This is a genomic window from Bradyrhizobium acaciae (genome assembly GCF_020889785.1).
In the GTDB taxonomy this organism is placed as follows: domain Bacteria; phylum Pseudomonadota; class Alphaproteobacteria; order Rhizobiales; family Xanthobacteraceae; genus Bradyrhizobium; species Bradyrhizobium acaciae.
In genome coordinates this window covers 1-24,010 of sequence record NZ_JACMYK010000028.1, presented here as the reverse complement: position 1 = coordinate 24,010, position 24,010 = coordinate 1, and the positions used below count along the sequence as shown (strand labels likewise).

The window sequence follows — 24,010 nt, the reverse complement described above, 5'->3', positions numbered from 1 at the left end:
CCGCGCAGCAAGCGCACCGCGGCTGGAAAGCGTGGCGGCCAGGGACGAGATCGCAGCGTGACCTCTACAGCACGTAGTTGGCGCCCGGCAGCCTGCGCAGCGCGGCGGTCAGGGCCCAACTCAGCGCCACGGTGGCGAAGAATGCGATCGCAGCCTTTGCGATCGCCGGCAGATCCATGTCGAACAGCCAGTACTGCAGCCACAGCACGATCGGATAGTGCACCAGGAACATGCCGTAGGCGTCACTCTGCATGCGGTCGAGCAGCGTCGGCCCCGATGCCTTCGATTGCAGGAAGTAAGCCAGGATCGCGAACAGGATCGAGGCGCTGAACAGCACGTAGAAGCTGCCGTAGATCGCGAGATACCAGCCTGGCAACGGATCGGGGTTACCGATGATCTGGCGCTTGATATAGATCATCGTCCACATCAGCGCGTAGGGGATCAGCGTGATGCCGGTCCAGAACCAGCGCCGCTCGGTCAGCCGTCCGTGCGCGCTGAGCACGCCGCCCTCGAGGTTGGCCGCGCCGATCCCTGCACCAATGAAGAAATAGCATGCATACAGCAGCACGCGGCTCGCCTGCACCGAGAACGGTCCAAGCTCGAACCAGTAGTTCTGGCCGTAATGGACCAGCATCGGCAGGTAGGCGGCGGCACTGACGATCACGAGGAACAGCCAGAACTTCGAGGGGCGCTGGAATCCCTTGATCGACAGCCGGTTGATCGGTTCGAGCAGCGTCGACGACACGCGATACAGCACGCTGGCCGTCAAGTCGAAGGCCATCAAGACCCAGACGAACCAGATCGGGCCGCTCGGCCAGGGCCCGAACATCATGGTCTTCTTCCAGAATTCGGAGAAGGTCAGGTCCGGCGTCGCGCGCAGCGCGATCGCGTAATAAGCGATCGGGATCACGGCGACGGCGCAGACCACGAACGGCAGGCCGAGCCGGAGCAGCCGGTCGCGCAGGAAGATCAGCCACGGCTTGCGACCAAGTCCGGGCCAGACGAATAGTCCCGACAGGAAGAAGAACATCGCCATGAAGAAGCTGTCGGTGGCGAGCACCACGCAGTCGAAGCCGATCCACGACGTCGGGTCGGTGTGCCCGAAATGGGTGTAGGGGATCACGGCGTGGTGCAGCAGCACGACCAGTGTCAGGAAGGTGCGTGCACGGTCCAGGGCAAGGTTGCGCTTGTGGAGCTTCGGTGCTGCCTGGACGTCGACGGCCGGAGCCGCGTGAGCAATCGATTTCATGGTGCCCCCAGCCGGGTCTGCAGCCTGATGTTGCAATCGGGAACCCGATTCAGCAAGGCCCAATTGTCCCGATTCCGGGGTATCGAGGTCGGTCATCTCAGCGCATCTGTTTCGTTCTGGAACCGGGGTCGGTAGCGGACGTTATCGGCGGACGCGCAAATGCGCGCGGTTTGTGGAGCAAGCAATGACACTGCTGAAATGGGCGTTGATCTTCCTGGTCGTCTCGATCATCGCGGGCCTGCTCGGCTTCACCGGCATTTCCGCCGCCTCCGCCGACATTGCGCGCTTCCTGTTCTACGTGTTCGTCGTGATCTTCCTGGTGCTGCTGATCCTCGGGCTCACGATATTCAGGGTCTAGCGCCGGTCCGGCCGAACACTTCCGTCGAAATGCCCGGGCCTCACCCGGGCATTTCGGTCTTCGGGCGAGTCAGCACGCAACGAAGCGCCAGGCGAGGCTCGGCGATAGCGGCAGGCGAGACGGTCTAGGCGACTTCCTCGATCCTCACCTTGTCCGGGTAGAACGCGAGGTGGCCGGCGATCTCGGTCATCGCCGGGAACGGCGTCTCATAGGTCCAGATCGCATTGTCCAGCGTCTTGCCGTTGGCCTTGATGCTGAAATAGCTCGCGTCCCCCTTGTAGGGACAGTGCGTGGTCCGCTCGGTGCGGGTCAACAGCTCCATGTTGGCGTCCTGCCGGGGGACGTATTGCACGGCCGGATAGCTCGCTTCCTTCAGGGTCAGCGCATGGGTGGTCTCGGCGATGACGACGCCGTCGGCGGTGACGCGGACGCGCTTGCCATTGGGTGTGATCGTGATCGGATGGTCGGGGCCGGGGAGCTTCATGATTCTGCGCCTCTTCTGGTCATTTCGGCGTGATGTCTTGTGACCGATTGATGCAGGTTTAAATCGCTGGGAATGGGAATATAGTGTGCCCAGGGATGACCTAGAAGACCTCAGGCGCTAGGTTTTACCTGCATGGCTGCCAAGCCGGCCATGATTCGAACGACCCTGACGGAGGTGGACTGGGATGCCGATGGACGCCCGTGATATCGAATCGATGATCAAGGCAGCGATTCCTGATGCCGAGGTGACGATCCGTGATCTGGCCGGCGACGGCGACCACTATGCGGCCACTGTCGTTTCCGAGTCATTCCGTGGCAAGTCCCGGGTTCAGCAGCATCAGATCGTCTACCAGTCGCTGAAGGGCCAGATGGGCGGCGTGCTGCACGCGTTGGCCCTGCAGACCGGCGTGCCGGAAGGCTAGGCCCCGGCCAGCGGGCGGGGGCCTCAGGCGATGGCAGACAATCCGCGCGGCGCGATGTTTCGCGTCATCGTGCCGAACCAGCACAGCCGCGTCACCAATGCCGAGCTGTTCTTCGACCTCGTCTTCGTCTTCGCAGTCACGCAGCTGTCGCACACGCTGCTGCACCAATTTACCCCGCTCGGCGCGGTGCAGGTCACGGTGCTGTTTCTCGCGGTGTGGTGGGTGTGGGTCTACACCACCTGGGTCACCAACTGGCTCAATCCCGACCTGACGCCGGTCCGCCTGCTGCTGTTCGTCCTGATGCTGGGCGGGCTGTTGCTGTCGACCTCGATTCCGAGCGCCTTCGAGGGCCGCGGGCTGTGGTTCGCCGGGACCTATGCGGCGATGCAGGTCGGCCGCACGGCGTTCTGGTTGCTGGCGACGCCGCGGCGCCGGACGGCGGTGCGCCACAACGCGATCCGAATCCTGACCTGGCTGTCCGGCTCGGCCGTGCTGTGGATTCTCGGCGGCTTCGCCGAGCACGAGACGCGCATATGGCTCTGGATTGCGGCGCTCGCCATCGAATATGTCGCGCCGGCCCTGCGGTTCTGGACCCCTGGCCTCGGTTTTTCCTCGATGGAGGCGTGGTCGGTCGAGGGCGGCCACATGGCCGAGCGCTGCGCCGGCTTCATCATCATTGCGCTCGGCGAGGCAATCGTGGTCGACGGCGCCACCTTCGCCGAGCTGACCTGGACGCCGGAGAATGTCGCCGCCTTCATCTCGGCGCTGGTCGGCAGCATCGCGATGTGGTGGATCTATTTTCACAAGGGCGCCGAGGCCGGCTCGGAGATGATCTCCAAGTCCGAGGAATCCGGCCGCGTGGCGCGGATCGCCTACACCTATCTGCACATGCCGATCGTCGGCGGCATCATCCTCACCGCGGTCGCCGACGAACTGGTGCTGAAGCACCCTGGCGGCCATGCTGATCTCAACACGATCATAAGCTCGGTCGGCGGCCCCGCGCTGTTCCTGGTCGGGACCATCCTGTTCAAATACGTGATCCGCAACTTCCTGCAGCTCTCGCACGGCGTCGGCATCGTCGCGCTCGCGATAACGGCCTATTTCGCCAGCGGGATGTCGCCGCTGGTGCTCTCGCTCGTCACCACCGCGATCATGATCGTGGTCGCGGCGTGGGAATCGATCTCGCTGCGCTCGACGGGGGATGAGGAGTAGGGGCGTCCGCGCTATCTGCGTCCGTCCGTTGCCACGCGGTGCTGCCAATAGACGAACAGCGGTGCGCCGATCACTTCAAGCAAGGTGAAGCCCACGAAGGGCAGCGGCGGGGTGCCTACCATCGCCATCGACAGCAGCCTGCCGATGCCGCCGAGGAAGATGGCGCCCCACACCACGCGAAACAACACGCTCTCGCTTTCGATGCGCGGCACCAGCCACAGCAGCGCGAAGCCGAGGCCGAGCCAGACCCCGCCGAAGAAGCGCAGATTGCTGTCGAGCACCGGCAGCGCCGGCACGCCAGATCCCGCGTAGAGCGGATCGCTGACGCCGAGCATGGTGATGATGCCGGTGAGGATGGGCACCAGGGCCAGCGCCGCCGTTGCAATCTGCAGCGCACGCCGTCCCATCATCGTGCCCGTCCTGGTTAGGCGCTAGTCCGCCACGAGCGCATGCACCGAGAACATCGTGTTGGCGTCGGTCCAGCTTTCGCGCACCGTCCAGCCCGCGCTGCGGGCGAGCGCGGTGAAACGCGGGAGCGAATATTTGTAGCTGTTCTCGGTGTGAATGCTTTCGCCGGGGCGGAAGGCGAAGGTGTTGCCGAGGATGCGCACGGTCTGCGCCTTGCGGCTGATCAGATGCATTTCGATGCGATGGCGGTCGCGGTTGTAGATCGAGCGGTGGGTGAAGCCCGACAGGTCGAAATTGCCGCCGAGCTCGCGGTTGATGCGAACCAGCACATTGAGGTTGAAGCGCGCGGTGACGCCGGCCGCGTCGTTATAGGCGTCGTACAGCACGCGCTCATCCTTCTCGAGGTCGACGCCGATGATCATCTGCGCGCCGTGGCCGAGGATCTGGCGCGCGCTGCGCAGGAAGGCCAAGGCCTCGCTCGGCTCGAAATTGCCCAGCGTCGAGCCGGGGAAGAAGCCGACCTTCGGCATCGTAGCGACGGCCTCGGGCAGCGCGAACGGTGTGGTGAAGTCGGCCGCGACCGGATAGATGCCGAGACCGGGGAAATCCTTCCGCAAGCCGTCGGCCTGGGCCTTGAGGAAATCGCCGGAAATATCGACCGGCACGTAGGCTGCGAATTCGCAATGTTCGAGCAGCAGGCGCACCTTGGTGGTGGCGCCGGCGCCGAACTCGACCAGGGCCGCACCTTCGGGGATGATCGCTGCGATCTCGTCGCCGCGGTCGCGCAGGATGCCGAGTTCGGTGCGGGTCGGATAATATTCCGGCAGCACCGTGATCTGCTCGAACAGCTCCGAGCCGGCGGCGTCGTAGAAATATTTCGGCGACAGCCGTTTCGGGTGACGGGCGAGATCGCCGATCACGTCGCCGGCAAACGCCGAGGTCGCTTCGTCGAACGGATACGCTTTGGCCAACGCGGCGGCATGCACATTCATGATACTCTCCTGAACGCGCTTACCGGCGCGCACTTGATGTCGACGGGACTCAATCAGGCATAGTCGGCGAGGCGTAACCCCGTGAATTGCCAGCGATGGTGCGGATAGAAGAAGTTGCGGTAGGTGACACGGCTATGACCTAATGGCGTCGCCAGCGACGAGCCGCGCAGCACGAGCTGGTTGACCATGAACTTGCCGTTGTATTCGCCGAGCGCGCCTTCGATCGCGCGGTAGCCCGGGTAGGGAGAATAAGAGCTGCGGGTCCACTGCCAGACGATGCCGTAGGCATCGTTGAGCAGGCCGCCGCGCGCTGCGACCTCCCATTCCATCTCGGTCGGCAGGTGCTTGCCGGCCCAGCGGGCGAAGGCGTCAGCCTCGTAGTAGCTGACATGGCAAACCGGAGCCTGCGGATCGATCGGCTGCAGGCCGCCCAGCGTCATGATCTGCCATTCGCCGTCGATCTTGCGCCAGTGGCCGGGCGCCTGCCAGCCCTCGTCGCTCACGGTGCCGAAGCCGTCCATCAGCCACAGCGTGGCGGTGGAATAGCCGCCGTCCTTGATGAAGGCGAGCCAGTCGGCATTGGTGACGAGATTCTTGGCGAGCTTGACCGGACCGACCAGCGCGCGATGCGCGGGCTTCTCATTGTCGAAATGGAAGCTGTCGTCGGCGTGGCCGACGGTGTGGATGCCCTCGTTGAGCGTCACCCATTGGTCAGCGCCGCCGTGCGACGCCGGGAAGCGCCAGGCCGGATCGTAGGCCGGCGGGATCGGGTTCTGCGCGAAGGCATGCAGGATGTCGGTGTACATCAGCTCCTGATGCTGCTGCTCGTGGTTGAGGCCGACCTCGACCAGCGGCACCAGCGCCGCGAGCTTTTCTGTTGTGGCGGTCTGGAAGAATTTCACCACCGCGGCATCGACATGGCGGCGATAGGCGGTCACCTCGCCGGCCGTCGGGCGGGTCAGGTGGCCGCGCTGGTGCCGGGCGTGCCGGGGGCCGGCGGTGACGTAATAGGAATTGAACAGATAGGCGTAGTCCGGGTGGAATGGGGTGTAGCCTTGGACGTGCTCGCCGAGCAGAAACTGCTCGAAGAACCAGGTCGTATGCGCGCGATGCCACTTGGCGGGGCTCGCATCCGGCATCGACTGGATCAGCTGGTCTTCGGGGGACAGCGGGGCGGCCCGGCGCTCGGTCTCGTCGCGGACCGCGCGATAGGCGGCCACCAGCCGCTCGGCGAGCGGCCCGGTTTCGGAGGACAGTGACGGGGTGGCGGCGGAAAGGGCGGCCGCGGCAGAGGCTGGTTTCGTCACATGGGTCTCCGATTCCAGGGGAGAACGTTGCTTCGGCAATCTGGTTCCTGACGGACAGTTCGTCCTAGATAGGGGCTCCGTTACGGGAAAAAAGCCTCCCCCATGATGATATTGGGGCCGTCAGATAATCCCGGCGCTTTTTGCGGTGCCGTCCGGCCCCCGTCGCATGCCAGATTTCCGCCATTTTGCTTTGGGTGCACAATGGTTTGAGCTACATATATAGTCAGTCACGGGTTAGAAGGGCGGGCCGGCCCGTTAAGGCCTGAGAGCGCCGCCTACGCAAGGAAGCGAAAATGAGCATCGAGCAATTCATCGACAACGAAGTGAAGTCGAACGACGTCGTGCTGTTCATGAAGGGCACGCCGCAATTCCCGCAGTGCGGGTTTTCCGGTCAGGTCGTGCAGATCCTCGACCACATCGGTGTCGGTTACAAAGGCCTCAACGTTCTCGAATCCGCCGAGCTGCGCAACGGCATCAAGGTCTATTCGAACTGGCCGACGATTCCGCAGCTCTATGTGAAGGGCGAGTTCGTCGGCGGTTGCGACATCATCCGCGAGATGTTCCAGGCCGGTGAATTGCAGCAGCTGTTTGCCGACAAGGGCATCCCGGTCGACGTGGCTGCCTGACCTTGACCGCGCGCCGGATCGGCAAGGCGCGGCTCGAAGTCATCGTTACGGACATCACGACACTCCGCGTTGACGCCATCGTCAACGCGGCCAATTCTTCGCTGCTTGGTGGCGGTGGCGTCGACGGCGCGATCCACGACGCGGCGGGCCCCGAGCTGCTCGCCGAGTGTCGGACGCTCAACGGCTGCGAAACCGGCGATGCCAAGATCACCAAGGGCTACCGGCTCCCCGCCAAGCATGTGATCCACGCCGTTGGACCGATCTGGTATGGCGGTGATCGTGGGGAGGACGCCCATTTGGCGTCTTGTTATCGCCGCGGGATTGAGCTTTGCCGCAGTCATAATCTCGCTTCGGTCGCGTTTCCGGCGATCTCCACCGGTGTGTTTCGATTTCCGGCGGATCGGGCCGCCAAAATCGCCGTCAAAACTGTCGTTGATGCCCTGCCGGCCGCGCCCGGCGTCACGCAGGTGATCTTCTGCTGCTTCTCACCCCAGAGCGGCGAACTCCATCAGGAGGTCCTGGACGCCTTTGGGAGCCCTTGTGCCTGATGATACCGCCGCTACACTTCCCCGTGATATCCGGGGAGGGATCAATAGAATGCATTCATTTCGTTTGACGTGCGCGGCCGCAGCTGCCGCGGTGGTGCTTGCGGCGCCGGCGTTCTCGCACACCGAAGGCACCTATGAGATTCCGGCAGGCGCCCATTTCAATCCCGACAAGCTCGCCAAGATCAGCGAGTTCTTCAAGAATGAGGTCGCGACCGGAAAGATTCCGGGTGCCATCGTCCTGATCCAGCAGCACGGCAAGCCTGTCTATCACGAGGCGTTCGGCGTGCAGGACGTGGTCAGCAAGGTGCCGATCACGGACAAGACCATCTTCCGCCTGGCTTCGATGTCCAAGTCGATCACCGCCGTGGCCTCGATGCAGCTGCTGGAAGAAGGCAAGTACAAGCTCGACGATCCCGTCTCGAAATACATTCCATCCTTCGCCGACATGAAGGTCGGAGTCGAGAAGAAGGCCGAGGACGGCACCAAGACGCTCGAGCTGGTACCGCCGAAGCGGCCGATCACGATCCTCGATCTGATGACGCATACGTCGGGCATCACCTACGGTTTCTATGGCGACAGCCTGGTCCGCAAGGCCTACAAGGAAGCCAACATCTATGGCGGTGATTTCGACCTCGCCGAATTCGCCGAGCGGATCGCCAAGCTGCCGCTGCACAACCAGCCCGGCGCGCTCTGGCAATACGGTCATTCCACCGACATCCTGGCGCGCGTGATGGAGGTGACCACCGGCGAGAAGCTCTCGACGATCGAGCAGGAAAGGCTGCTCCGCCCGCTCGGCATGAAGGACACCGGCTTCTTCGTCACCGATCCCGAGAAGCAGAAGCTGATGGCCGAGCCGATGCCGAACGACAGCGACTTCCGGGTCGGCCGGGTCAACGATCCGACCAAGGTCAAGAAATGGGAGTCCGCCAGCGGCGGCATGGTTTCCACCATGGCGGATTATTCGCGCTTCGCCCAGATGCTGCTCAATGGCGGCACGCTCGACGGCAAGACCATCATGAAGCCGGAGACGTTCAAGGAGCTGACGACCGACCGCGTCGGTCCGGGCTCCGGCGTCGAGCGCGACTTCTTCTACTTTCCCGGCGACGGCTTCGGCTTCGGCCTTGGCATCGCGGTGCGCACCGATCCGGGCACCGCGAAGCCGCCGCCGCCCGGCGATCTCGGCGAGCTGAAATGGGATGGCGCCAGCGGCTGCTATTACATCATCGACCGCAAGCAGGACTTCTTCTTCGTCCTGCTGGAGCAGACGCCGAGCGAGCGCCAGCGCATCCAGCGGACGTTGAAGCAGCTCGTCTATGAAGCGTTGCAAAATTAGAGCGTTTGCGAGTGAAGCAAACGCGTCAAAACAAAAGAACAAGAGCATGATCCGATTCAATCGGAGCGGATCATGCGCTCGGATGCGTGGCTACCGCGCGTTCGTCGCGGCATTCGCGCTCGCGTCGATCACGACGGTTGCAAGGGCCGGCTCGCCGGGGCCGGTCGCGCACCGCTTTTCGGCGGAAGGCCTCGCCAGGGTCTCGGCCTATGTCGGGAACGAGGTCGCGACCGGGAAGATACCCGGTGCGATCCTGCTGCTGCAGCAGCACGGCAAGCCGGTCTACTACCAAAGTTTCGGAGTCCGTGACGTCGCCACCGAATTCTCGATGAGCGCGGATACCATCTTCCGTCTCTATTCGATGTCGAAGCCGATCACGACCGTCATCGCGATGATGCTGGTGGAGGAGGGCAAGCTTGCCCTCAGCGATCCGGTGTCGAAATATATCCCGGCCTTTGCCGACATGAAGGTCGGTGTGGAGAAGCGTGGCGACGAGGGCAAGCCGTCGATGACGCTGGAGCCGCTCAAGCGTCCGGTGACCATCGAAGACCTGATGCGCCACACGGCAGGCTTGCCCTACGGTTATTATGGCGGCGGTGTCGTGAACAAGACCTACGCCGACGCCGGCCTGTTCGACAATGATCCCGACAATGCCGAATTCGTGGCGCGGCTCACGGCGATGCCGCTCGCCGAGCAACCCGGCACGCAATGGGACTACGGCCATTCCACCGATGTGCTCGGCCGCATCATCGAGGTGATAACAGGCAAATCCCTGTTTCAGGTCGAGAAGGAGCGGCTGCTCGATCCGCTCGGCATGAACGAGACCGCGTTCTATGTCGCCGACCGCACGAAATGGCCGCTGATCGCCGAGCCGCTGCCGAAGGATCGCACCATCAGTCCGGTCTCTGACGTCAGCAACCCGCGCCGGCCGCTGCGGCGCGAATCCGGCGGCGGCGGAATGGTCGGCACTATCGGCGACTACGCGCGCTTCTCGCAGATGCTGTTGAACGGCGGCCTCTATGAGGGCCGGCGCTATCTGAAGCCGGAGACCATCGCGCTGATGGCAAGGGACCATATCGGTCCGGACACCGGCGTCGTGCGCGACAAGAACTATTATCCGGGGCCGAACTCCGGCTTCGGCCTCGGCTTCGCGGTCCGCACCTCGGTGCCGGCAAATACATCCTGGCCGCTCGGCGAATATCGCTGGGACGGTGTCGGCGGCACGTTCTTCTTCATCGATCCCGCGGACGATCTGTTCGGCATCTTCATGGTGCAGACGCCATCACAGCGCGGCCGGATCCAGCAGGAGCTGAAGACGCTGATCTACCAGGCGATGGGAAGGTAGATCCGGGCAAGACCATCTTCTCGTCATTGCGAGCGAGAGCGAAGCAATCGATCCCGCCACTTGCTGAGACATGGATTGCTTCGTCGCTTCCGCTCCTCGCAATGACAGTGTGGGAGTTACGCCGCGCGCACGATGTCCCTGACGTGGCCGATCATCTCCTCGATCTGGGCCGCGTTGACATCGAGATGCGTGCAGGCCCTGATCCGGCCGTCCATCATCGCCAGCGTCACACCGCGCTTGCGCAGCTCGGTGACCATCTTGTCGCCCGATACACCGGCGCCGTCGGGCTTGAAGAAGACGAGGTTGGTCTCGGGCGCCTGCACCGCGATGCCGTTGATCTGCGACAGCCCGCGCGCCAGCGCCCGCGCATTGGCATGATCGTCGGCGAGGCGGTCGACGTGGTGATCGAGTGCGTAGATGCAGGCGGCAGCGCAGACGCCGGACTGCCGCATCGAGCCGCCGAGCCGCTGCTTCCAGCGCCAGACGTCGTCGATGAACGCGCGTGTGCCGGCGATCACGCCGCCGATCGGCGCGCCGAGGCCCTTGGAGAAATCGATCCAGGCTGAATCCCAACCTGCCGTCATGTCGCGCGGCGAGATGCCGGAGGCGACAGTGGCGTTCAGGAGCCGCGCGCCGTCCATGTGGGTCACGAGCCCATGGGCCTTGGCGATGCGCGCGACCTCGTCGAGTGCGGCCTTCTTCCAGATCGTACCGCCGCCGATATTGGCGGTCTGCTCGACGCTGACGAGCACCTGCGGCGGCTGGTAGCGGGTGCGTGGATGCAGCGCCGCGCGGAACGTGTCGGGCGTGAACTGGCCGTCGTCGCCCGGGAGCTGCGTGATCTGGAAGCCGCCGAGCGCCGCGTGCGCGCCGCCCTCGCGCGCGATGATATGCGCGGTCGCATGTGCCAGGATCTCGTCGCCAGGGCGGCAATAGGCCAGCGTCGCCGCGACGTTGCACATCGTGCCCGACGGCATGAAAACGGCAGCCTCCTTGCCGAGCAGATCGGCGACGCGGGCGCAGAGTTCGTTGGTGGTGGGATCGTCACCGACCTGCTCGTCACCAACCTCCGCCTTGGCCATCGCCTCGCGCATCGCCGGCGTCGGCTTGGTCTGGGTGTCCGACAGCAGGTTGATGCGGACGGCGGGCGCCTTCGGATCGGGTGGGGCAGGGGTGTAGTGCATGATGTTTCTCTCGGTCGATATGCCGCGACTTTAGCCAAACAAAAAGGCCCCGGCAAAACCGGGGCCTTTCCAAACTCGCATGCGTGATGTGATCAGCGCGAATAGAATTCGACGATCAGATGCGGCTCCATCTGCACCGGGAACGGCACATCCGACAGGCCGGGGGTGCGCGCGAACTTCGCGGTCATCTTGGAGTGATCGACCTCGATGAAGTCGGGCACGTCGCGCTCGGGAAGCTGGCTTGCTTCCAGCACCGGCGTGAGCTGCTTGGAGGATTCCTTGACCTCGATGGTGTCGCCGATCTTCAGCTTGTAGCTGCCGATGTTGACCTTGCGGCCGTTCACCTTGATGTGGCCGTGGTTGATGAACTGGCGCGCGGCGAACATCGTGGAGACGAACTTGGCGCGATAGACCACAGTGTCGAGACGGCGCTCGAGGAGGCCGATCAGGTTCTCGCCGGTGTCGCCCTTCAGGCGGCTGGCTTCGACATAGATGCCGTGGAACTGGCGCTCGGAAATGTTGGCGTAGTAGCCCTTGAGCTTCTGCTTGGCGCGGAGCTGCACGCCGAAGTCGGAGAGCTTGCCCTTGCGGCGCTGGCCGTGCTGGCCGGGGCCGTATTCGCGGCGGTTCACAGGGCTCTTCGGGCGGCCCCAGATATTCTGGCCCATGCGGCGATCGATCTTGTACTTCGCCTCACTGCGCTTTGTCATCGCGTCCTCTTTGTATAGCCGTCGCTACCCAGCGCCCGGCGTTTTGTCAGTCTAGGGTTTGAGGAGACGCGCCCTCCTGTGTACCGGCCAAAAGGCCTGCACCGACAGGTTCGCCTCGAAAGCTCGGGGAGAACCACGGGTCGCGAAACGCATCGCGGGCCGAAACCGGCCCGCGAGCAAGGGTGGTCTTAAGGAGAAAGTCCGGTTCTGTCAAACAAAACGCGGGGCGTTTTGGGCCGAATCGGCGTCAAAATCGACTATTTCGGCCCTCAAAGGCGATTTCTGGCCGCCCGGACGCCAAAGGCCAAATCTGGTTCAGTTCACGGCGCCGGTTTCGCCAAGGGCTCGCCAGCCTTGACGATGTAGACTCCGAGCACCTTGAGCGGCTTGTCGCCGGAAGTCTTGGCGTCATGCACCGCACCTTCCGGGATCTGGTAGGAATCTCCGGCCTTCAGCTTCAACGGCGGCTTGCCGTTAATCAGGAGCTCGAGCTCGCCGTCGAGCACATAGCCGGTTTCAACACCGGGATGGCTGTGACGCCCCGACGCACCGCCGGCTGGAACCTCGGCAATCGCCGTGACCGTGTTGTAGCCCGCCGGGAAATCGACCTTCTGCAGCGGCGTTCGCTTGATGCCGCTCTGCTGCGCAACTGCTGCGCTGGCACCGGCAAACGCGATCACAGTGAGCCCAATTAGCAATTTTCTGAACATGCATTTCCTCCCAACCGGCGGGAAGTGTAGCAGCGCGGAATCGCGGCGAAAAGCAGCTGATGTGTGATGTGAAGTTTCGACATTCGGATTAGTCCGTTCATCTGACAGCGCAGGCTGTCGTGAAACTGGACGCGGCCCGGCCTACGCGAAGCTTACAGGCCGTTTAGGCAATTGCGGTGCTGCGCCGCAGGCAGATTCTGCGCCGGGCCGCGGTTCCTTCACGACGGAGCCGGAATATTCTTCGGCGGTAGGCGACTGCGCCAAGCGCGTGGTTGGCTTCGCTTCACGCCTGGCGCTTGATCCCGGCGAAGGCGGCAGCGATGCCGCGCTGGAACAGCGACCAGTCGAAGCCGAGCGCGAGCGCGAGGTAGCCGCGGTCGATCATCGCGTTGGCCTGCTCGGCGGTGCGCGCGACGCCGCCGATCGGCACGCCGCTCTTCATGATGCCTTGCTCGGCGCGCCGCATCAGTTCGACCACCTCGGGATCATCAGGCAGGCCGCGCTTGTCGATCGAGGTGGCGAGATCGCCGGGGCCGATCACCGCGAGGTCGATACCGGGCGTCGCCATGATCTCGTCGATGCGGTTGACGGCGTCGACATGCTCGATCGTGATCATGCAGATCATGTCGTCATCGGCGGTCGCCATGTAGTCGTTCATCGAGACGCCCCAGCGGAACGGCGCGTGGAACGGGCCCCAGAGCCGGTCGCCCCGCGGCGGGTAGCGCACGCTGCGCACCGCCTTCTCGGCGTCGGCGCGATTGCAGATCATCGGAAAGTTGATGCCGAGCGCGCCGATGTCCATCGGCGCCTTGGCGAGGTGCGGCTCGTTGGCGGCGATCCGCACCATCGGCACGCAGGGCGTGCCGGAAGTGGCCACGATCATCGCATGCGCGGTGCCGAGATCAATCGGGCCGTGCTCGAGGTCGACGATGATCCAGTCCAGCGACTGCGCCATGATCTGCACGGTCTGGATGCTTGGAATGGTCGCAATTGCGCCGAAGCTCGGGCGCTTGTCGCGCCACTGTTGTCGCAGGCGGTTGAGCGGCGTCAGCGGGGCTGCGGTCAAATGCGATCCTCCTGCGAAGCAAGGACAAAACTAGCAGCACCGCGTGACAGCGAAAAGGATCAGGCCGGGACGCGGCCGCCGAAGAATGGCGTCAGCGCCTCGCTCAGCGCGTGCGGACGCTTCGAGGTGAAGATCATCTCGGCGCCGGCCTCGTCGCTCTCGGTGCCGGCCGGGCCGAGCAGGTCCGCGACGCGGCGGGCGATTGCGGGGGCCGGATCGATCCAGTCGACCGGCCAGGGCGCGAGCCTCGACAGCCGTTCCAGCAGCAGCGGATAGTGCGTGCAGGCGAGCACGACGGTGTCGGTGCGGGCGGGGTCGTTGGCGCCGGCGCCGACGAAGCAGGGTTTTAGCTCGGCCGCGATGTCCTCGTCGGGCACGGTTTGGCCGCTGAGGGCTGCTTCCGCCAGCGAGGCGAGTTCGCCGGAACCGACCAGCGTCACCTCGCAGCCCTGCGCAAAGTCCGAGATCAGCTTGCGGGTATATTCCCGTTTCACAGTGCCTCTTGTGCCGAGCACCGAGACGCGTCGTGTCTTCGACGAGGCGCAGGCCGGCTTGATCGCAGGCACCGTGCCGACGAAGGGCAGGCGGTAAGCGTCGCGCAGATGCGACATCACCAGCGTGGACGCCGTGTTGCAGGCAATCACGACGAGGTCAGGCGCGTGGGTCTCGATCAGCTCGCCGACCAGCGGCACCACGCGGGCGATGATCTCATCCTCGGTGTGGTGGCCATAGGGGAAGAAGGCGTCGTCGGCGACGTAAACATAGTGAGCGTCGGGCCGGGCGCGGACGATCTCGCGCAGCACGGTGAGGCCGCCGAGGCCGGAATCGAACACCAGGATGGTTGGGGGAGTGGACACGCGAAAATTCTATCCGAAGCAGGGTTACCATTCAGTTGTTTTTGCCTGCCCGGCCTTTGGGGCCGACAAAAGGCAGTGAGGCCGGGAATTTCATATGGCCTTGGCCGATACCTGCAAGGATCACGGCAAACTATTGCTGAGACTGTAAAATCCAGACGGGGCCGCCAGGGACCAATCGACCATGATCCGCAATACCATCGTGAGCTGGGGCTCGCTGGCCCGTGCGTTCCATTGGGTGCTCGGCATCGCCATCATCGGCATGCTGGCCTATGGCTGGTGGATGAACCACATCCCGGCGCGGGCGGACAAGTTCTTCTACCGCTCGATCCACGCCGATATCGGCTATCTGGTGCTGCTGTTCACGGTGCTGCGGCTGCTCTGGCGCGGCGTCAATCCGACGCCGGCGCTGCCGGCCGACATGCCCTCCTGGCAGCGGATCGCCGCCCATGCCAGCCACGGCGCACTCTATGCCGTCACCGTCCTGGTGGCGATGCTGGGCTGGGCCCATTCCGGCTCACGCGCCCAGGACTATTCGAGCTTCTTCGGCCTTTTCCGCGTGCCCCAGATCACCTCGCCCGACAAGGCGGCGGCGGATGCCTATGAGGGGCGCCACATCTTTTTCGCCTATGTGCTGTTGGCGCTGATCGTGCTGCACCTCGTCGCGGTCGCCTACCACCACTTCGTCAAGCGCGATCGCGTTGCGGCGCGGATGATGGGGGCGGGTGAGATCGACCACGCTCGCTAGGCGGGGGCCGGGCGTTCCAAAATGATCGCCGGCGTGGGCGCAACCGCGCTACCCTGTGGCGAACAGGGGCGGCCGTCCGGCCGGAATGTGCGTGGGCAATCCTGCACTCGATCAAGCGAATTGGCGGATGCCGGACGAGGGCGCGCCGCATGCCGCGACCTGGATGGCGTTCGGCGCCAGCGCAGCGATCTGGGGCGGCAAGCTGTTTCCTGTGGCCCGGGAAAATCTCGCCACTATCGCCAAGGCCATCGCGGCCTATGAGCGCGTCAACATGCTGGTGCGCGAGGAGGACCACGACATCGCCGCGCGGCTCTGCGGCCCCTCGGTCAGCCTCGTCATTCGACCGGTCGATGACGTGTGGATGCGTGACAGCGGGCCGGTCTTCGTGAAGGATCCCTCCGGGCAACTCGGCGCGGTCGGCTTCAATTTCAACGGCTGGGGCAACAAGCAGCGCCATGCGCTCGATGCCGGGGTCGCAGAACACGTGGCCAGGGCCGCAAAGGCGACGTTCGTCAAGGCCGACCTGGTGCTGGAAGGCGGCGGCATCGAAGTCGACGGTGAGGGGACGGCCATCATCACCGAAAGCTGCGTCCTCAACCCAAATCGCAACCCGGGTGTGTCCAAGGACAAATGCGAGGCCGAATTGTTTCGCGTCCTCGGGCTGGAGAAGATCATCTGGCTGCCCGGCATTGCCGGCAAGGACATCACCGACGGGCATACCGACTTCTATGCACGGTTTGCCAGCCCCGGCGTCGTCGTGGCGGGCCTCGAGCAGGACGCGTCGTCGTTCGACCATGCGGTCACGAAACGACACCTCGAGATCCTGCGCGGCGCTGTTGATGCCAAGGGCCGGCGCCTGGAGGTGGTGGGATTGCACGGACCATCGACCTGGCGCGCAAAATACGGCAACAAGGATTTCGCCGCCGGATACATCAATTTCTACGTCTGCAACGGCGCGGTGATCGCACCGGAATTCGGCGACGCGGCAGCCGACCGCAACGCGCGCGATATCCTGCGGGAACTGTTTGCCGACCGCGAGGTCATCCAGCTCAACATCGACGGCATCGCCGCCGGCGGCGGTGGAGTTCACTGCACCACGCAACAGCAGCCGCGTTGATGACGCAGGCCGCACCGGCCGCGAACCGATCGCGGCCGGGCTCATGAGCTGCGCGCGTGACGCTAGCCGGCCGGCATCTGCTTTTCGACCAGGCGCACCCAGTAGGAAGCGCCGTGGCCGAGAATGTTGTCGTTGAACTTGTAGGCGGGGTGGTGGCACATCGGGCCATCGCCCATGCCGAGGAAGACGAACGCGCCGGGGCGCGCCTCCAGCATGAACGCAAAGTCCTCGGCGCCCATGACCGGCACCAGATTGTCGTTGACGCGGTCGGCGCCGACCACATCGCGGGCGACCTCGGCGGCGACGCCGGCCTCGCGCGCGTGGTTCAGCGTCACCGGATACATGCGTCCATAATCGGTCTCCGCCGATCCGCCATAGGCCTTGGCGATACTGGAGGCGACCTCGCCGATCCGGCGCTCGACCATATCGCGCACCCCGGGATCGAGCGTGCGCACCGTGCCGCCCAGCGTGACGGTCTCCGGGATCACGTTGAAGGCGCTGCCGGCCTCGAACATGGTGATCGAGATCACGGCCGATTTCAGCGGATCGAGATTGCGCGACACGATCGATTGCAGCGCGTTGATGATCTGGGCGCCGATCAGCACGCTGTCGATCGCCTCGTGCGGGGCGGCGCCGGCGTGGCCGCCCTTGCCGTGCACGACGATCTTCAAGGTGTCGGACGAGGCCAGCATCGGGCCGGGCGTGGTCGCGAAATAACCTTCGGGCAGGCCGGGCATGTTGTGCAGGCCGTAGACCTCCTGGATGCCCCAGCGGGTCATCAGCCCGTCGTCGACCATCGCCTTGCCGCCCGCGCCGCCTTCCTCGGCGGGCTGGAAGATCACGACCGCGGTGCCGTCGAAATTGCGCGTCTCGGTGAGGTATTTCGCGGCGCCCAGCAGCATCGCGGTGTGGCCGTCATGGCCGCAGGCGTGCATCTTGCCGGGGATCTTCGAGGCGTAGTCGACGCCCGACGCCTCCACGATCGGCAGCGCGTCCATGTCGGCGCGCAGTCCGATGGTCTTGCCCGAATTGGATTTGCGGCCACGGATCACGCCGACCACGCCGGTGCGCCCGATCCCGGTCACAACCTCGTCGCAGCCGAACTCGCGCAGCTTCTCGGCAACAATGCCGGCGGTGCGGTGGACCTCGTAGAGCAGCTCGGGATTCTCGTGGAAGTCATGGCGCCAGGCGGCCATTTCATCCGAGAGGGCGGCAACGCGATTGACGATTGGCATTGGGAGCGTCCGTTTCTTGTGATTGCGTAGAGCAGCTTAGCGTAGCGGAACCCGCCGCCTTGTCACGCGAAAGCGACCGCCATTCCGGGGCAATTCGAACCTCAATTTCGCAATTGCGAACGCTGCAAGATCGAGATTATGGCCCGAGATTCCGGGTTCACGCGCGGTGCGCGTGCCGGGAATGACGGAGGAGGTCTCAGCTTGTGATCTGCACCCGATTTCACCGGGCTCACCCTGGCCGCCGCTACAAATTCGCCAGTCCGCATTCGACGGCGAGGCGGACCAGCTGGGCGTCGGTCCGCATGCCGGTCTTGGCCTTGATCAGGTAGTGGTAGTTCTGCACGGTCTTGGTGCTGAGGTTGAGGTTGGCGGCGATCTGCTCCTTGGTGCTCCCGGCGGCGAATTGCCTGAGGATCTCGATCTCGCGCTCGCCGAGCTGGTCGAGCGCCGATCTGGTCGGCACCAGGCTCTCCAGCGCGAGCACCCGCGCGACGTCGTCGCTCATCGCGTGCTCGCCGCGCGCCACCGAGCGGATCGCCGCGATCAGCTCGGCCGGCTCGCTGCCCTTGGTGACGAAGCCAGAGGCGCCGGCGCCGAATGCCGCCTTCACCTGGGCCGCCTCGCTGTGCATGCTGAAGACGAGGATGCGGGCATCGGCGTCGCGCGCGCGGATGTTGCGGATCGCCTCCAGTCCGCTCGCGCCGGGCATCGAGATGTCCATCACCACCACGTCGGGTTCGTGCGACTTGAACGCGCGGTAGGCGTTGGCGGCGTTGTCGGCCTCGGCGACGACGCGAAAATCGTCTTGATGCTCGAGCACGCGCCGATAGCCCTGGCGGACGACGGGATGATCGTCCACCAGCAGGATCGAGATGCCTCTGGTCGTCACGGTCGTCATCTCAGGCGGCGAGCGGGATCGTGGCCGCGACGGATAGGCCGCGGCTCGCAGGGGCGATCGACAGCGAGCCGCCGAGCGCGGCGACGCGCTCGCTGACGCCGGTGAGGCCGAAGCCCGCCGACTGTGCCACCTTGGCCGCATCGCCGCCGCCATCGTCCTCGACACGCACCAGCAATGCGTTCTCGGATCCGGTCCGCCGCTCGATCCGCAGCACGATCTCGCGCGCCGCGCTGTGGCGCAGCGCATTGGTCAGGCATTCCTGTGCCACGCGATAGGCGGTGACTGCGACGGTGCCGCTGATGTCGGCGAAGTCGCCATGCAAGTCGAGCTGGATCATCGGCTGCGTCGTACGCGATCGCCAGCTGTCGACGAGATCGACCAGGCTTGCCTCCAGCCCGAGCTCCTCGGCCGGCGGATGGCGCAGGCGATTCAGCGTATCGCGCAGGCACGCCATGATGCGGCGCGTCGCCTGCGAGATCATCCGCGCGTCCTGCGAAATTTCGGTGCCGGCGGCGTATTTGTCCCCGGCGCTGGCCTCGATCGTGTTGGCGAAGGCGAGGATTGCGGTCAGGTTCTGGCCGAACTCGTCGTGCAGCTCGCGCGCCAGCGTCCGGCGTTCGTCGCTGCGGATTTCGAGCAGGCGCCGCGTCAGCACCGTGCGCTCCTCCTCGGCCTGCGCGAGCCGGTCGCCGAGATCGCCGACGGCGCGTCCGATCATCGCGAGCTCCATCGAACGGACGCGCGGCAGCGGGGTCCGGTAGTCGCCGTCGGCCATGCGTCGCAGCGCCGACACGATCGAATGGGCGGGCGCCAGCGTATGTGCGATCGCAAGCGAGGCGAGCAGCGCGATCGCGAGCGCCATCAACAGCGCGACATGGATGTTGTCCAGGATGTGTTGCCAGGCGAGCGCGATCGCAGCGGCCGGATCGGCGACGGCACGGACGGTTCCCGCGGTCGCGGCACGGGCACTGATCGGCCGCTGCACCGTGGCGTGATCGCCGAGCACCGTCTGCACGATGGTTGCGAACCAGCGCGGCGGCGCCTTGCCGATGCCCTTGCTCTGGCCGCAGAGCGGCTTCTCGAAGGCGCCCGCCGGTTCGAACTGCACGCAAATCCCGGGCGCGATCAGCCCCATGGTCTCGATGGTGCGCCAGTCCGGCGCCGGCAGCAATTGCTCGCGCATCCGGTTGCTGCGCAGCAGCAATTCGCGCCAGTAAAGCGCTTCGAGCGACTGCGACACCCGTTCTGCGGACGCTTCGGTGGCACGATCGACACTGCGATAGGCGTCGATCGTGGCCCAGACGGTGGCTGCGCCAAGGCACAGCGCGACGATGACGAGCAGGCGGGCGACCAGTTGAAGCACGAGGCGCATACGATCACTCCACGGTGAGAGCATGATCCGAAAAAGTGTGGCGCGGTTTCATGCTCAAACGAGCGGAGCGATGCTAACAGCACCGCTGTTCCCCGCCAATCGCAAGCATGCCAAGCTGTGCAGGTCGGGAAATTTGCCCGACCAAACTTGGGCAGATGTCTTTGGACGGCGGCCGCCGGCTCTGCTCTAACGGCAGGTGAGGTCCTCGCGGAGCCTCATGGAACAATCGCCACAGGGAGCTCACGCAGCATGGACGCCAAGGTCGAGGCTGCGGCCGCACCGGCCGGCACGGACGCGGCGGAGCGCAGCGTCCTGCTGCTCTGGATGATCTTCACCGGCCTTTCGATCTTCGCCGCCTTCCTGCTGTGGCGCTACGGGCTGATCCGTCTCATGCTCAGTTCCGACCGCACCTACATCTCGAGCGTCATTGCGGTTCTCTACATCGTCACCTGCATCCATTGCTTCTGGCGGACGCGGGCGATCGCGCGGGAAGGCGAGGTGGCGCGTTCCTGTCGCGCGATCCTCGCCGCGCCTGACGGCGCCAAAGTTCTCGCATCAGAGGCGCTGGCTGCGGATGCGCGCAGCCTGCCACGAGGCCTCGTCACCGATCACATCAAGAGCCTGGTGCAGAAGGCCGAGGCGCAGGCCAAGGGGCGGATCGACCAGACCCTGCTGCTGCGCACGCTGGCCGACCGCCTGCGCGGGTCCAACGGCTTCGGCGCCTTCGTCTCCGACACGCTGATGAAGCTCGGCCTGCTCGGCACCATCATCGGCTTCATCATCATGCTGGCGCCGATCGCCTCGCTCGATGCCGCCGACAAGGTCGCGATGAAATCCTCGATGGGCCTGATGAGCGACGGCATGGCGGTGGCGATGTACACCACACTGGCCGGGCTGATCGGATCGATCCTGGTGCGAATCCAGTATTACATGCTGGATTCCGCGACCCAGCGGGTGTTTTCCGATGCCGTCGTGCTGACCGAGACGCACGTCACCCCGGCCCTGGAAAATCGCCTCGGTACGACGCCATGATGGACGAGTTCGGGCTCTATCCACGCGAGGAATCTTTCGATCCCCTTGGTGTCATGCTGTTCAAGGCGCTTCAGGTGATCGCCTTCCTGTTCTTCCTGGCGCTGCTTTCGGTGTCGCCGGACTCCAAGGAAGGCAAGATCGAATCCAAGGCGGAGTTCATCATCACGATGGACTGGCCGGATAACCATCCCGATGATCTCGACCTGTTCGTGCAGGATCCTGCGGGCAACATCGCCTGGTACCGGCATCGCGAGGCCGGCTTCCTGACGCTCGACCGCGACGATCGCGGCGGCGCCAACGACTTCATCGTGGTCAACGGCAAGAAGATCGCATCGCCGATCCGCGAGGAGATCGTCACGCTGCGCGGCATCGTCGCCGGCGAATACACCGTCAACGTCTCGCATTTCCAGGCCACGACCGGCGAGCCGGTGCAGGCCAATGTGAAGGTGCAGAAGCTCAATCCGACGGCGCAGGTGATCTTCGACGACAAGCTGATCGTCGATCACACCGGCGACGAGAAGACCGCGGTGCGGTTTCGTCTCGATGCCGAGGGCAAGGTGATCAACGTCGACCGGCGGCCGAAATCGCTGCTCGAGACCTTCCGCAGCAGTTGGCGCAACGGCGCCGACCTCGATCCGAACACCGGCGTGCCGAAATCCGGCGTGAGGGTGCTCCGCCGTGAATAGCTTGCAATCAGTGATCCTCACCATTGCGGTCGCCTACGCGGTGATCGCTGCGCTATTGCTGATCGTGCTGGTCTATGCGCGGCTGCATTGGTCGCTGAAGGCTGTCGTCATCGTCGTGACCAGCGCGTTCTACTTCGTCAGCTTCGGCGGCATGCGCGGCCTGCTCGGCTGGGCGTCCGCGGAAAAATTGCCGGCCAACTTCAAGCTGCTGTCGACGCGCATCGTGGAGCCGCACACGCTGGAGGGTGACCCGGGCTCGATCTATCTCTGGGTCGAGGAGCTCGACGAGGACAACCGGCCAAGCGCCGTCCCGCGCGCCTTCCGCATTCCCTACAGCGACGCAATGGCCGAGCAGACCCACACCGCCGACAACGAGATCAAGGCCGGGCATCCGCAAGGCGGTCGGGCGGCGGATTTCGGTGGCGGCGACGGGACCCTCATGGACTTCGTCAGGGAGTACGTCACGCCGAAGACGATCGTGGAGACCACCGGCGGCGATTCCACCACGGGGACGTTCGTGGCACCGCCGGCTGGCGCGCAAGGATCGGTGTTCACGCCGCTGCCACCGCCGCGGATGCCGCCCAAGGACGAGCAGCAGTAGGAAGGCGGCACCAGCACGCGGATGGCATAAAAATAGGGGTCGCCAATAATCGGTCAGTCGAGTGGACAGTAGTCATCCGGAATCCCGCCAACGGTCAGGTGGGTGTAATCTAAGTCCTAACCGGGGCTAGATTTTATCCCGAAGCCATTTTCCCGGCAAAGGGGCCGCTGCGTGAAGCGGCCCCTTTCGATTCCGGGCGCCACGCATGCGAAGTCGAGGGCGGTGAGGCGGGCCTCAGAGCACTGTCATGAAGGCGATCGCGAGGACCATCAGCCAGCCGACGATGACCAGTGAAACCACCGCGCCGGCGGTGATCTTGGCAATCTCCTTGAAGGTCATCGGCCGGTCCATGCGAGCGTCTCCCGGGTAGCCCCAGGGCAAAGACAAGGACGGCCCTACGAGATCGCCCGACCGCCCATGGAACGTTGTAGCCTCCACCAGCTGGCTCCGAGAGGCCCGGTGGGCCGGCCGGACCGCATGGCTGTCATCTCGCAAAGTTTGTCTGACAGATATTGAAATCTGTCAGCGAGATGGTGTATATGCACACCATGCCCAAGGGAGGAGGGCGCCCAGCGGCTGTTCCGGCGTCTTGGCCGGGACAACCGGACTTCAATTTGATTACCTCGAAGGACTACCTCCATGACGATAGAAATCTTTCAATTGACCGCCCAGATTCAACAGTGGCTCAACCTTCGCGTCGCCCGCCACTTGGCTGCCCAGGCTGCCAAGTTCAGCCGCGGGCAGGACAGCGATAACCAGACGGTAAACGCATGAACGAGGCGGTGGTTTTGACACCCGAGCGGATCCTCGAGGCAACTGAGGATGTCTTGAGACGCTACGGGTTGACCAAGGCCACCGTTGTGGACGTGGCCCGTGCGCTGGATGTCAGCCACGGCAGCGTCTACCGTCACTTCCCCAGCAAGGCTTCGCTGCGCGACGCAGTGGCAAAACGCTGGCTCGACCGCGCCAACGAGCCGCTGTGCAAGCTTGCGGCCGGCTCGGGCCCCGCGCCGGAGCGACTGGAGAAATGGCTGCGCACCGCCTTCACCATCAAGCAGAAGAAGGTCTGCGACGATCCGGAGATGTTTGCGACCTACCTCGCGCTGGCGCAGGGCGCGCGCGAGGTGGTGGAAGCCTACAAGGACAAGCAGGTCGATCTGATCGCGAAGATCCTGTCAGACGGCGTCGCGCAGGGCGAATTCGAGATCGATGACGTCAAGACGACGGCACGTGCCGTGTTCGATGCGACCGTCCGCTACCATCACCCGGCGCATGCCGAGGAATGGGCCAAGCCCGAATGCCCGTCCCGGATCGACGCCCTGATCGCCCTGCTGCTGCGGGGCGTGCGGGTGTGCAAGCACTAAAGTACTAGCTCGGCGCTCGCACTCTCTCACAGCAGAGCAAGCGGCACCCCTCTCCCTAACCCTCCCCCGCAAGGGGGGAGGGAACCCATCCGCTGAGCCGCGATTTGTCGTGCCAGTGCTGCAGTCAGGTGAGCACGGCGGTCAGGCTCC

At 64.6% G+C, this 24,010-nt stretch carries 27 protein-coding genes; 14 read left to right on the top strand and 13 right to left on the bottom strand.

All coding sequences use genetic code 11. From position 1 onward, the window contains the following. Window positions 1-64: 64 nt before the first annotated feature. A complete protein-coding gene (locus H8A92_RS14325) occupies window positions 65-1,249 on the bottom strand; it encodes an acyltransferase family protein (protein ID WP_229196414.1) in 1,185 nt (394 codons plus the stop codon). Window positions 1,250-1,433: 184 nt separating this feature from the next. On the opposite strand from H8A92_RS14325, the gene H8A92_RS14320 reads away from it, so the two are divergent. Next, window positions 1,434-1,607 (top strand): DUF1328 domain-containing protein, encoded by a 174-nt coding sequence (locus H8A92_RS14320; protein ID WP_074128140.1) that lies wholly within the window; start codon window positions 1,434-1,436, stop codon window positions 1,605-1,607. Between the two features lie 124 nt (window positions 1,608-1,731). On the opposite strand, the gene H8A92_RS14315 is transcribed toward H8A92_RS14320, so the two are convergent. Continuing rightward, entirely contained in the window at window positions 1,732-2,091 is a 360-nt protein-coding gene (locus H8A92_RS14315) for a DUF427 domain-containing protein (RefSeq protein ID WP_229196413.1), read from the bottom strand. Between the two features lie 184 nt (window positions 2,092-2,275). Between H8A92_RS14315 and H8A92_RS14310 the strand changes: the two genes are divergently transcribed. Together H8A92_RS14310 and H8A92_RS14305 are read left to right on the top strand one after the other, a co-directional pair. Next, on the top strand, window positions 2,276-2,512 hold the full coding sequence (locus tag H8A92_RS14310) for a BolA family protein (protein ID WP_021077843.1): 237 nt from the start codon (window positions 2,276-2,278) through the stop codon (window positions 2,510-2,512). Between the two features lie 30 nt (window positions 2,513-2,542). Further along, entirely contained in the window at window positions 2,543-3,724 is a 1,182-nt protein-coding gene (locus tag H8A92_RS14305) for a low temperature requirement protein A (protein WP_229196412.1), read from the top strand. An 11-nt stretch (window positions 3,725-3,735) separates the two neighbouring features. Here the strand turns inward: H8A92_RS14305 and H8A92_RS14300 are convergent, their stop codons facing one another. The 3 genes from H8A92_RS14300 to egtB are packed head-to-tail and all read right to left on the bottom strand — an operon-like array spanning window position 3,736 to window position 6,431. Continuing rightward, window positions 3,736-4,134, bottom strand: a complete 399-nt coding sequence (locus H8A92_RS14300; protein ID WP_229196411.1) for a DUF4345 domain-containing protein — start codon at window positions 4,132-4,134, stop codon at window positions 3,736-3,738. 21 nt (window positions 4,135-4,155) lie between these two features. Further along, on the bottom strand, window positions 4,156-5,124 hold the full coding sequence (gene egtD, locus H8A92_RS14295; RefSeq protein ID WP_229196410.1) for an L-histidine N(alpha)-methyltransferase: 969 nt from the start codon (window positions 5,122-5,124) through the stop codon (window positions 4,156-4,158). A gap of 53 nt (window positions 5,125-5,177) precedes the next feature. After that, complete coding sequence (gene egtB, locus H8A92_RS14290; RefSeq protein ID WP_229196409.1) at window positions 5,178-6,431, bottom strand: ergothioneine biosynthesis protein EgtB; 1,254 nt, start codon at window positions 6,429-6,431, stop codon at window positions 5,178-5,180. Between the two features lie 293 nt (window positions 6,432-6,724). On the opposite strand from egtB, the gene grxD reads away from it, so the two are divergent. From grxD to H8A92_RS14270, 4 genes are all read left to right on the top strand, one after another. Beyond that, window positions 6,725-7,057: a Grx4 family monothiol glutaredoxin gene (gene grxD, locus H8A92_RS14285; RefSeq protein ID WP_016843475.1), complete on the top strand. Its 333-nt coding sequence runs from the start codon at window positions 6,725-6,727 to the stop codon at window positions 7,055-7,057. Further along, window positions 7,054-7,605 (top strand): O-acetyl-ADP-ribose deacetylase, encoded by a 552-nt coding sequence (locus H8A92_RS14280; protein WP_229196450.1) that lies wholly within the window; start codon window positions 7,054-7,056, stop codon window positions 7,603-7,605. The genes grxD and H8A92_RS14280 overlap by 4 nt, the downstream gene beginning before the upstream one ends. A 49-nt stretch (window positions 7,606-7,654) precedes the next feature. Next, entirely contained in the window at window positions 7,655-8,938 is a 1,284-nt protein-coding gene (locus tag H8A92_RS14275) for a serine hydrolase domain-containing protein (protein WP_229196408.1), read from the top strand. 82 nt (window positions 8,939-9,020) lie between these two features. After that, on the top strand, window positions 9,021-10,283 hold the full coding sequence (locus tag H8A92_RS14270; protein WP_229196407.1) for a serine hydrolase domain-containing protein: 1,263 nt from the start codon (window positions 9,021-9,023) through the stop codon (window positions 10,281-10,283). 116 nt (window positions 10,284-10,399) lie between these two features. Here H8A92_RS14270 and H8A92_RS14265 read toward each other — a convergent pair whose 3' ends face one another. The 5 genes from H8A92_RS14265 to murI all read right to left on the bottom strand — a co-directional run bounded on the left by H8A92_RS14265 (window position 10,400) and on the right by murI (window position 14,810). Further along, window positions 10,400-11,467, bottom strand: coding sequence for a threonine aldolase family protein (locus tag H8A92_RS14265; RefSeq protein ID WP_163159046.1), 1,068 nt, complete (start codon window positions 11,465-11,467; stop codon window positions 10,400-10,402). Between the two features lie 92 nt (window positions 11,468-11,559). Beyond that, entirely contained in the window at window positions 11,560-12,177 is a 618-nt protein-coding gene (rpsD, locus tag H8A92_RS14260; protein WP_163159048.1) for a 30S ribosomal protein S4, read from the bottom strand. A gap of 320 nt (window positions 12,178-12,497) precedes the next feature. Next, window positions 12,498-12,887 carry a cupin domain-containing protein gene (locus H8A92_RS14255; protein WP_229196406.1) on the bottom strand — a complete coding sequence of 130 codons (390 nt, stop codon included), beginning with the start codon at window positions 12,885-12,887 and terminating at the stop codon, window positions 12,498-12,500. Between the two features lie 283 nt (window positions 12,888-13,170). Further along, entirely contained in the window at window positions 13,171-13,953 is a 783-nt protein-coding gene (locus tag H8A92_RS14250) for an HpcH/HpaI aldolase family protein (RefSeq protein ID WP_229196405.1), read from the bottom strand. Window positions 13,954-14,012: 59 nt separating this feature from the next. Next, a complete protein-coding gene (gene murI / locus H8A92_RS14245) occupies window positions 14,013-14,810 on the bottom strand; it encodes a glutamate racemase (RefSeq protein ID WP_229196404.1) in 798 nt (265 codons plus the stop codon). A gap of 181 nt (window positions 14,811-14,991) precedes the next feature. Between murI and H8A92_RS14240 the strand changes: the two genes are divergently transcribed. Further along, on the top strand, window positions 14,992-15,555 hold the full coding sequence (locus H8A92_RS14240) for a cytochrome b (protein WP_229196403.1): 564 nt from the start codon (window positions 14,992-14,994) through the stop codon (window positions 15,553-15,555). 127 nt (window positions 15,556-15,682) lie between these two features. Next, complete coding sequence (locus H8A92_RS14235; RefSeq protein ID WP_229196402.1) at window positions 15,683-16,672, top strand: agmatine deiminase family protein; 990 nt, start codon at window positions 15,683-15,685, stop codon at window positions 16,670-16,672. Between the two features lie 62 nt (window positions 16,673-16,734). On the opposite strand, the gene H8A92_RS14230 is transcribed toward H8A92_RS14235, so the two are convergent. From H8A92_RS14230 to H8A92_RS14220, 3 genes are all read right to left on the bottom strand, one after another. Then, window positions 16,735-17,907, bottom strand: a complete 1,173-nt coding sequence (locus H8A92_RS14230; protein ID WP_229181508.1) for a M20 aminoacylase family protein — start codon at window positions 17,905-17,907, stop codon at window positions 16,735-16,737. A 244-nt stretch (window positions 17,908-18,151) separates the two neighbouring features. Further along, window positions 18,152-18,805, bottom strand: a complete 654-nt coding sequence (locus tag H8A92_RS14225) for a response regulator (RefSeq protein ID WP_229196401.1) — start codon at window positions 18,803-18,805, stop codon at window positions 18,152-18,154. A 1-nt stretch (window position 18,806) separates the two neighbouring features. Continuing rightward, window positions 18,807-20,177 (bottom strand): histidine kinase, encoded by a 1,371-nt coding sequence (locus tag H8A92_RS14220; RefSeq protein WP_229196400.1) that lies wholly within the window; start codon window positions 20,175-20,177, stop codon window positions 18,807-18,809. Between the two features lie 249 nt (window positions 20,178-20,426). On the opposite strand from H8A92_RS14220, the gene H8A92_RS14215 reads away from it, so the two are divergent. From H8A92_RS14215 to H8A92_RS14200, 5 genes are all read left to right on the top strand, one after another. Next, window positions 20,427-21,209, top strand: coding sequence for a MotA/TolQ/ExbB proton channel family protein (locus H8A92_RS14215; RefSeq protein WP_229196399.1), 783 nt, complete (start codon window positions 20,427-20,429; stop codon window positions 21,207-21,209). After that, window positions 21,206-21,895: a hypothetical protein gene (locus H8A92_RS14210; protein ID WP_229196398.1), complete on the top strand. Its 690-nt coding sequence runs from the start codon at window positions 21,206-21,208 to the stop codon at window positions 21,893-21,895. The genes H8A92_RS14215 and H8A92_RS14210 overlap by 4 nt, the downstream gene beginning before the upstream one ends. Further along, a complete protein-coding gene (locus H8A92_RS14205) occupies window positions 21,888-22,496 on the top strand; it encodes a hypothetical protein (protein WP_229196397.1) in 609 nt (202 codons plus the stop codon). Before H8A92_RS14210 ends, H8A92_RS14205 begins: the two co-directional genes overlap by 8 nt. Window positions 22,497-23,135: 639 nt before the next feature. Further along, on the top strand, window positions 23,136-23,270 hold the full coding sequence (locus H8A92_RS40820) for a hypothetical protein (protein ID WP_256375171.1): 135 nt from the start codon (window positions 23,136-23,138) through the stop codon (window positions 23,268-23,270). After that, a complete protein-coding gene (locus H8A92_RS14200; RefSeq protein WP_229196396.1) occupies window positions 23,267-23,860 on the top strand; it encodes a TetR/AcrR family transcriptional regulator in 594 nt (197 codons plus the stop codon). Before H8A92_RS40820 ends, H8A92_RS14200 begins: the two co-directional genes overlap by 4 nt. The last annotated feature ends 150 nt before the right edge of the window (window positions 23,861-24,010 follow it).

Bases quoted from the DNA above. Each gene is read 5' to 3' on its own strand.
- H8A92_RS14225 (WP_229196401.1), bottom strand. From the start codon at position 18,805: ATGACGACCGTGACGACCAGAGGCATCTCGATCCTGCTGGTGGACGAT.
- H8A92_RS14305 (WP_229196412.1), top strand. From the start codon at position 2,543: ATGGCAGACAATCCGCGCGGCGCGATGTTTCGCGTCATCGTGCCGAAC.
- H8A92_RS14275 (WP_229196408.1), top strand. From the start codon at position 7,655: ATGCATTCATTTCGTTTGACGTGCGCGGCCGCAGCTGCCGCGGTGGTG.
- H8A92_RS14210 (WP_229196398.1), top strand. From the start codon at position 21,206: ATGATGGACGAGTTCGGGCTCTATCCACGCGAGGAATCTTTCGATCCC.
- H8A92_RS14315 (WP_229196413.1), bottom strand. From the start codon at position 2,091: ATGAAGCTCCCCGGCCCCGACCATCCGATCACGATCACACCCAATGGC.
- H8A92_RS14215 (WP_229196399.1), top strand. From the start codon at position 20,427: ATGGACGCCAAGGTCGAGGCTGCGGCCGCACCGGCCGGCACGGACGCG.
- H8A92_RS14320 (WP_074128140.1), top strand. From the start codon at position 1,434: ATGACACTGCTGAAATGGGCGTTGATCTTCCTGGTCGTCTCGATCATC.
- grxD (WP_016843475.1), top strand. From the start codon at position 6,725: ATGAGCATCGAGCAATTCATCGACAACGAAGTGAAGTCGAACGACGTC.
- egtD (WP_229196410.1), bottom strand. From the start codon at position 5,124: ATGAATGTGCATGCCGCCGCGTTGGCCAAAGCGTATCCGTTCGACGAA.
- H8A92_RS14325 (WP_229196414.1), bottom strand. From the start codon at position 1,249: ATGAAATCGATTGCTCACGCGGCTCCGGCCGTCGACGTCCAGGCAGCA.
- H8A92_RS14270 (WP_229196407.1), top strand. From the start codon at position 9,021: ATGCGTGGCTACCGCGCGTTCGTCGCGGCATTCGCGCTCGCGTCGATC.
- H8A92_RS14235 (WP_229196402.1), top strand. From the start codon at position 15,683: ATGCCGGACGAGGGCGCGCCGCATGCCGCGACCTGGATGGCGTTCGGC.
- H8A92_RS14310 (WP_021077843.1), top strand. From the start codon at position 2,276: ATGCCGATGGACGCCCGTGATATCGAATCGATGATCAAGGCAGCGATT.
- H8A92_RS14200 (WP_229196396.1), top strand. From the start codon at position 23,267: ATGAACGAGGCGGTGGTTTTGACACCCGAGCGGATCCTCGAGGCAACT.
- H8A92_RS40820 (WP_256375171.1), top strand. From the start codon at position 23,136: ATGACGATAGAAATCTTTCAATTGACCGCCCAGATTCAACAGTGGCTC.
- H8A92_RS14240 (WP_229196403.1), top strand. From the start codon at position 14,992: ATGATCCGCAATACCATCGTGAGCTGGGGCTCGCTGGCCCGTGCGTTC.
- H8A92_RS14265 (WP_163159046.1), bottom strand. From the start codon at position 11,467: ATGCACTACACCCCTGCCCCACCCGATCCGAAGGCGCCCGCCGTCCGC.
- H8A92_RS14255 (WP_229196406.1), bottom strand. From the start codon at position 12,887: ATGTTCAGAAAATTGCTAATTGGGCTCACTGTGATCGCGTTTGCCGGT.
- H8A92_RS14220 (WP_229196400.1), bottom strand. From the start codon at position 20,177: ATGCGCCTCGTGCTTCAACTGGTCGCCCGCCTGCTCGTCATCGTCGCG.
- rpsD (WP_163159048.1), bottom strand. From the start codon at position 12,177: ATGACAAAGCGCAGTGAGGCGAAGTACAAGATCGATCGCCGCATGGGC.
- H8A92_RS14300 (WP_229196411.1), bottom strand. From the start codon at position 4,134: ATGATGGGACGGCGTGCGCTGCAGATTGCAACGGCGGCGCTGGCCCTG.
- H8A92_RS14230 (WP_229181508.1), bottom strand. From the start codon at position 17,907: ATGCCAATCGTCAATCGCGTTGCCGCCCTCTCGGATGAAATGGCCGCC.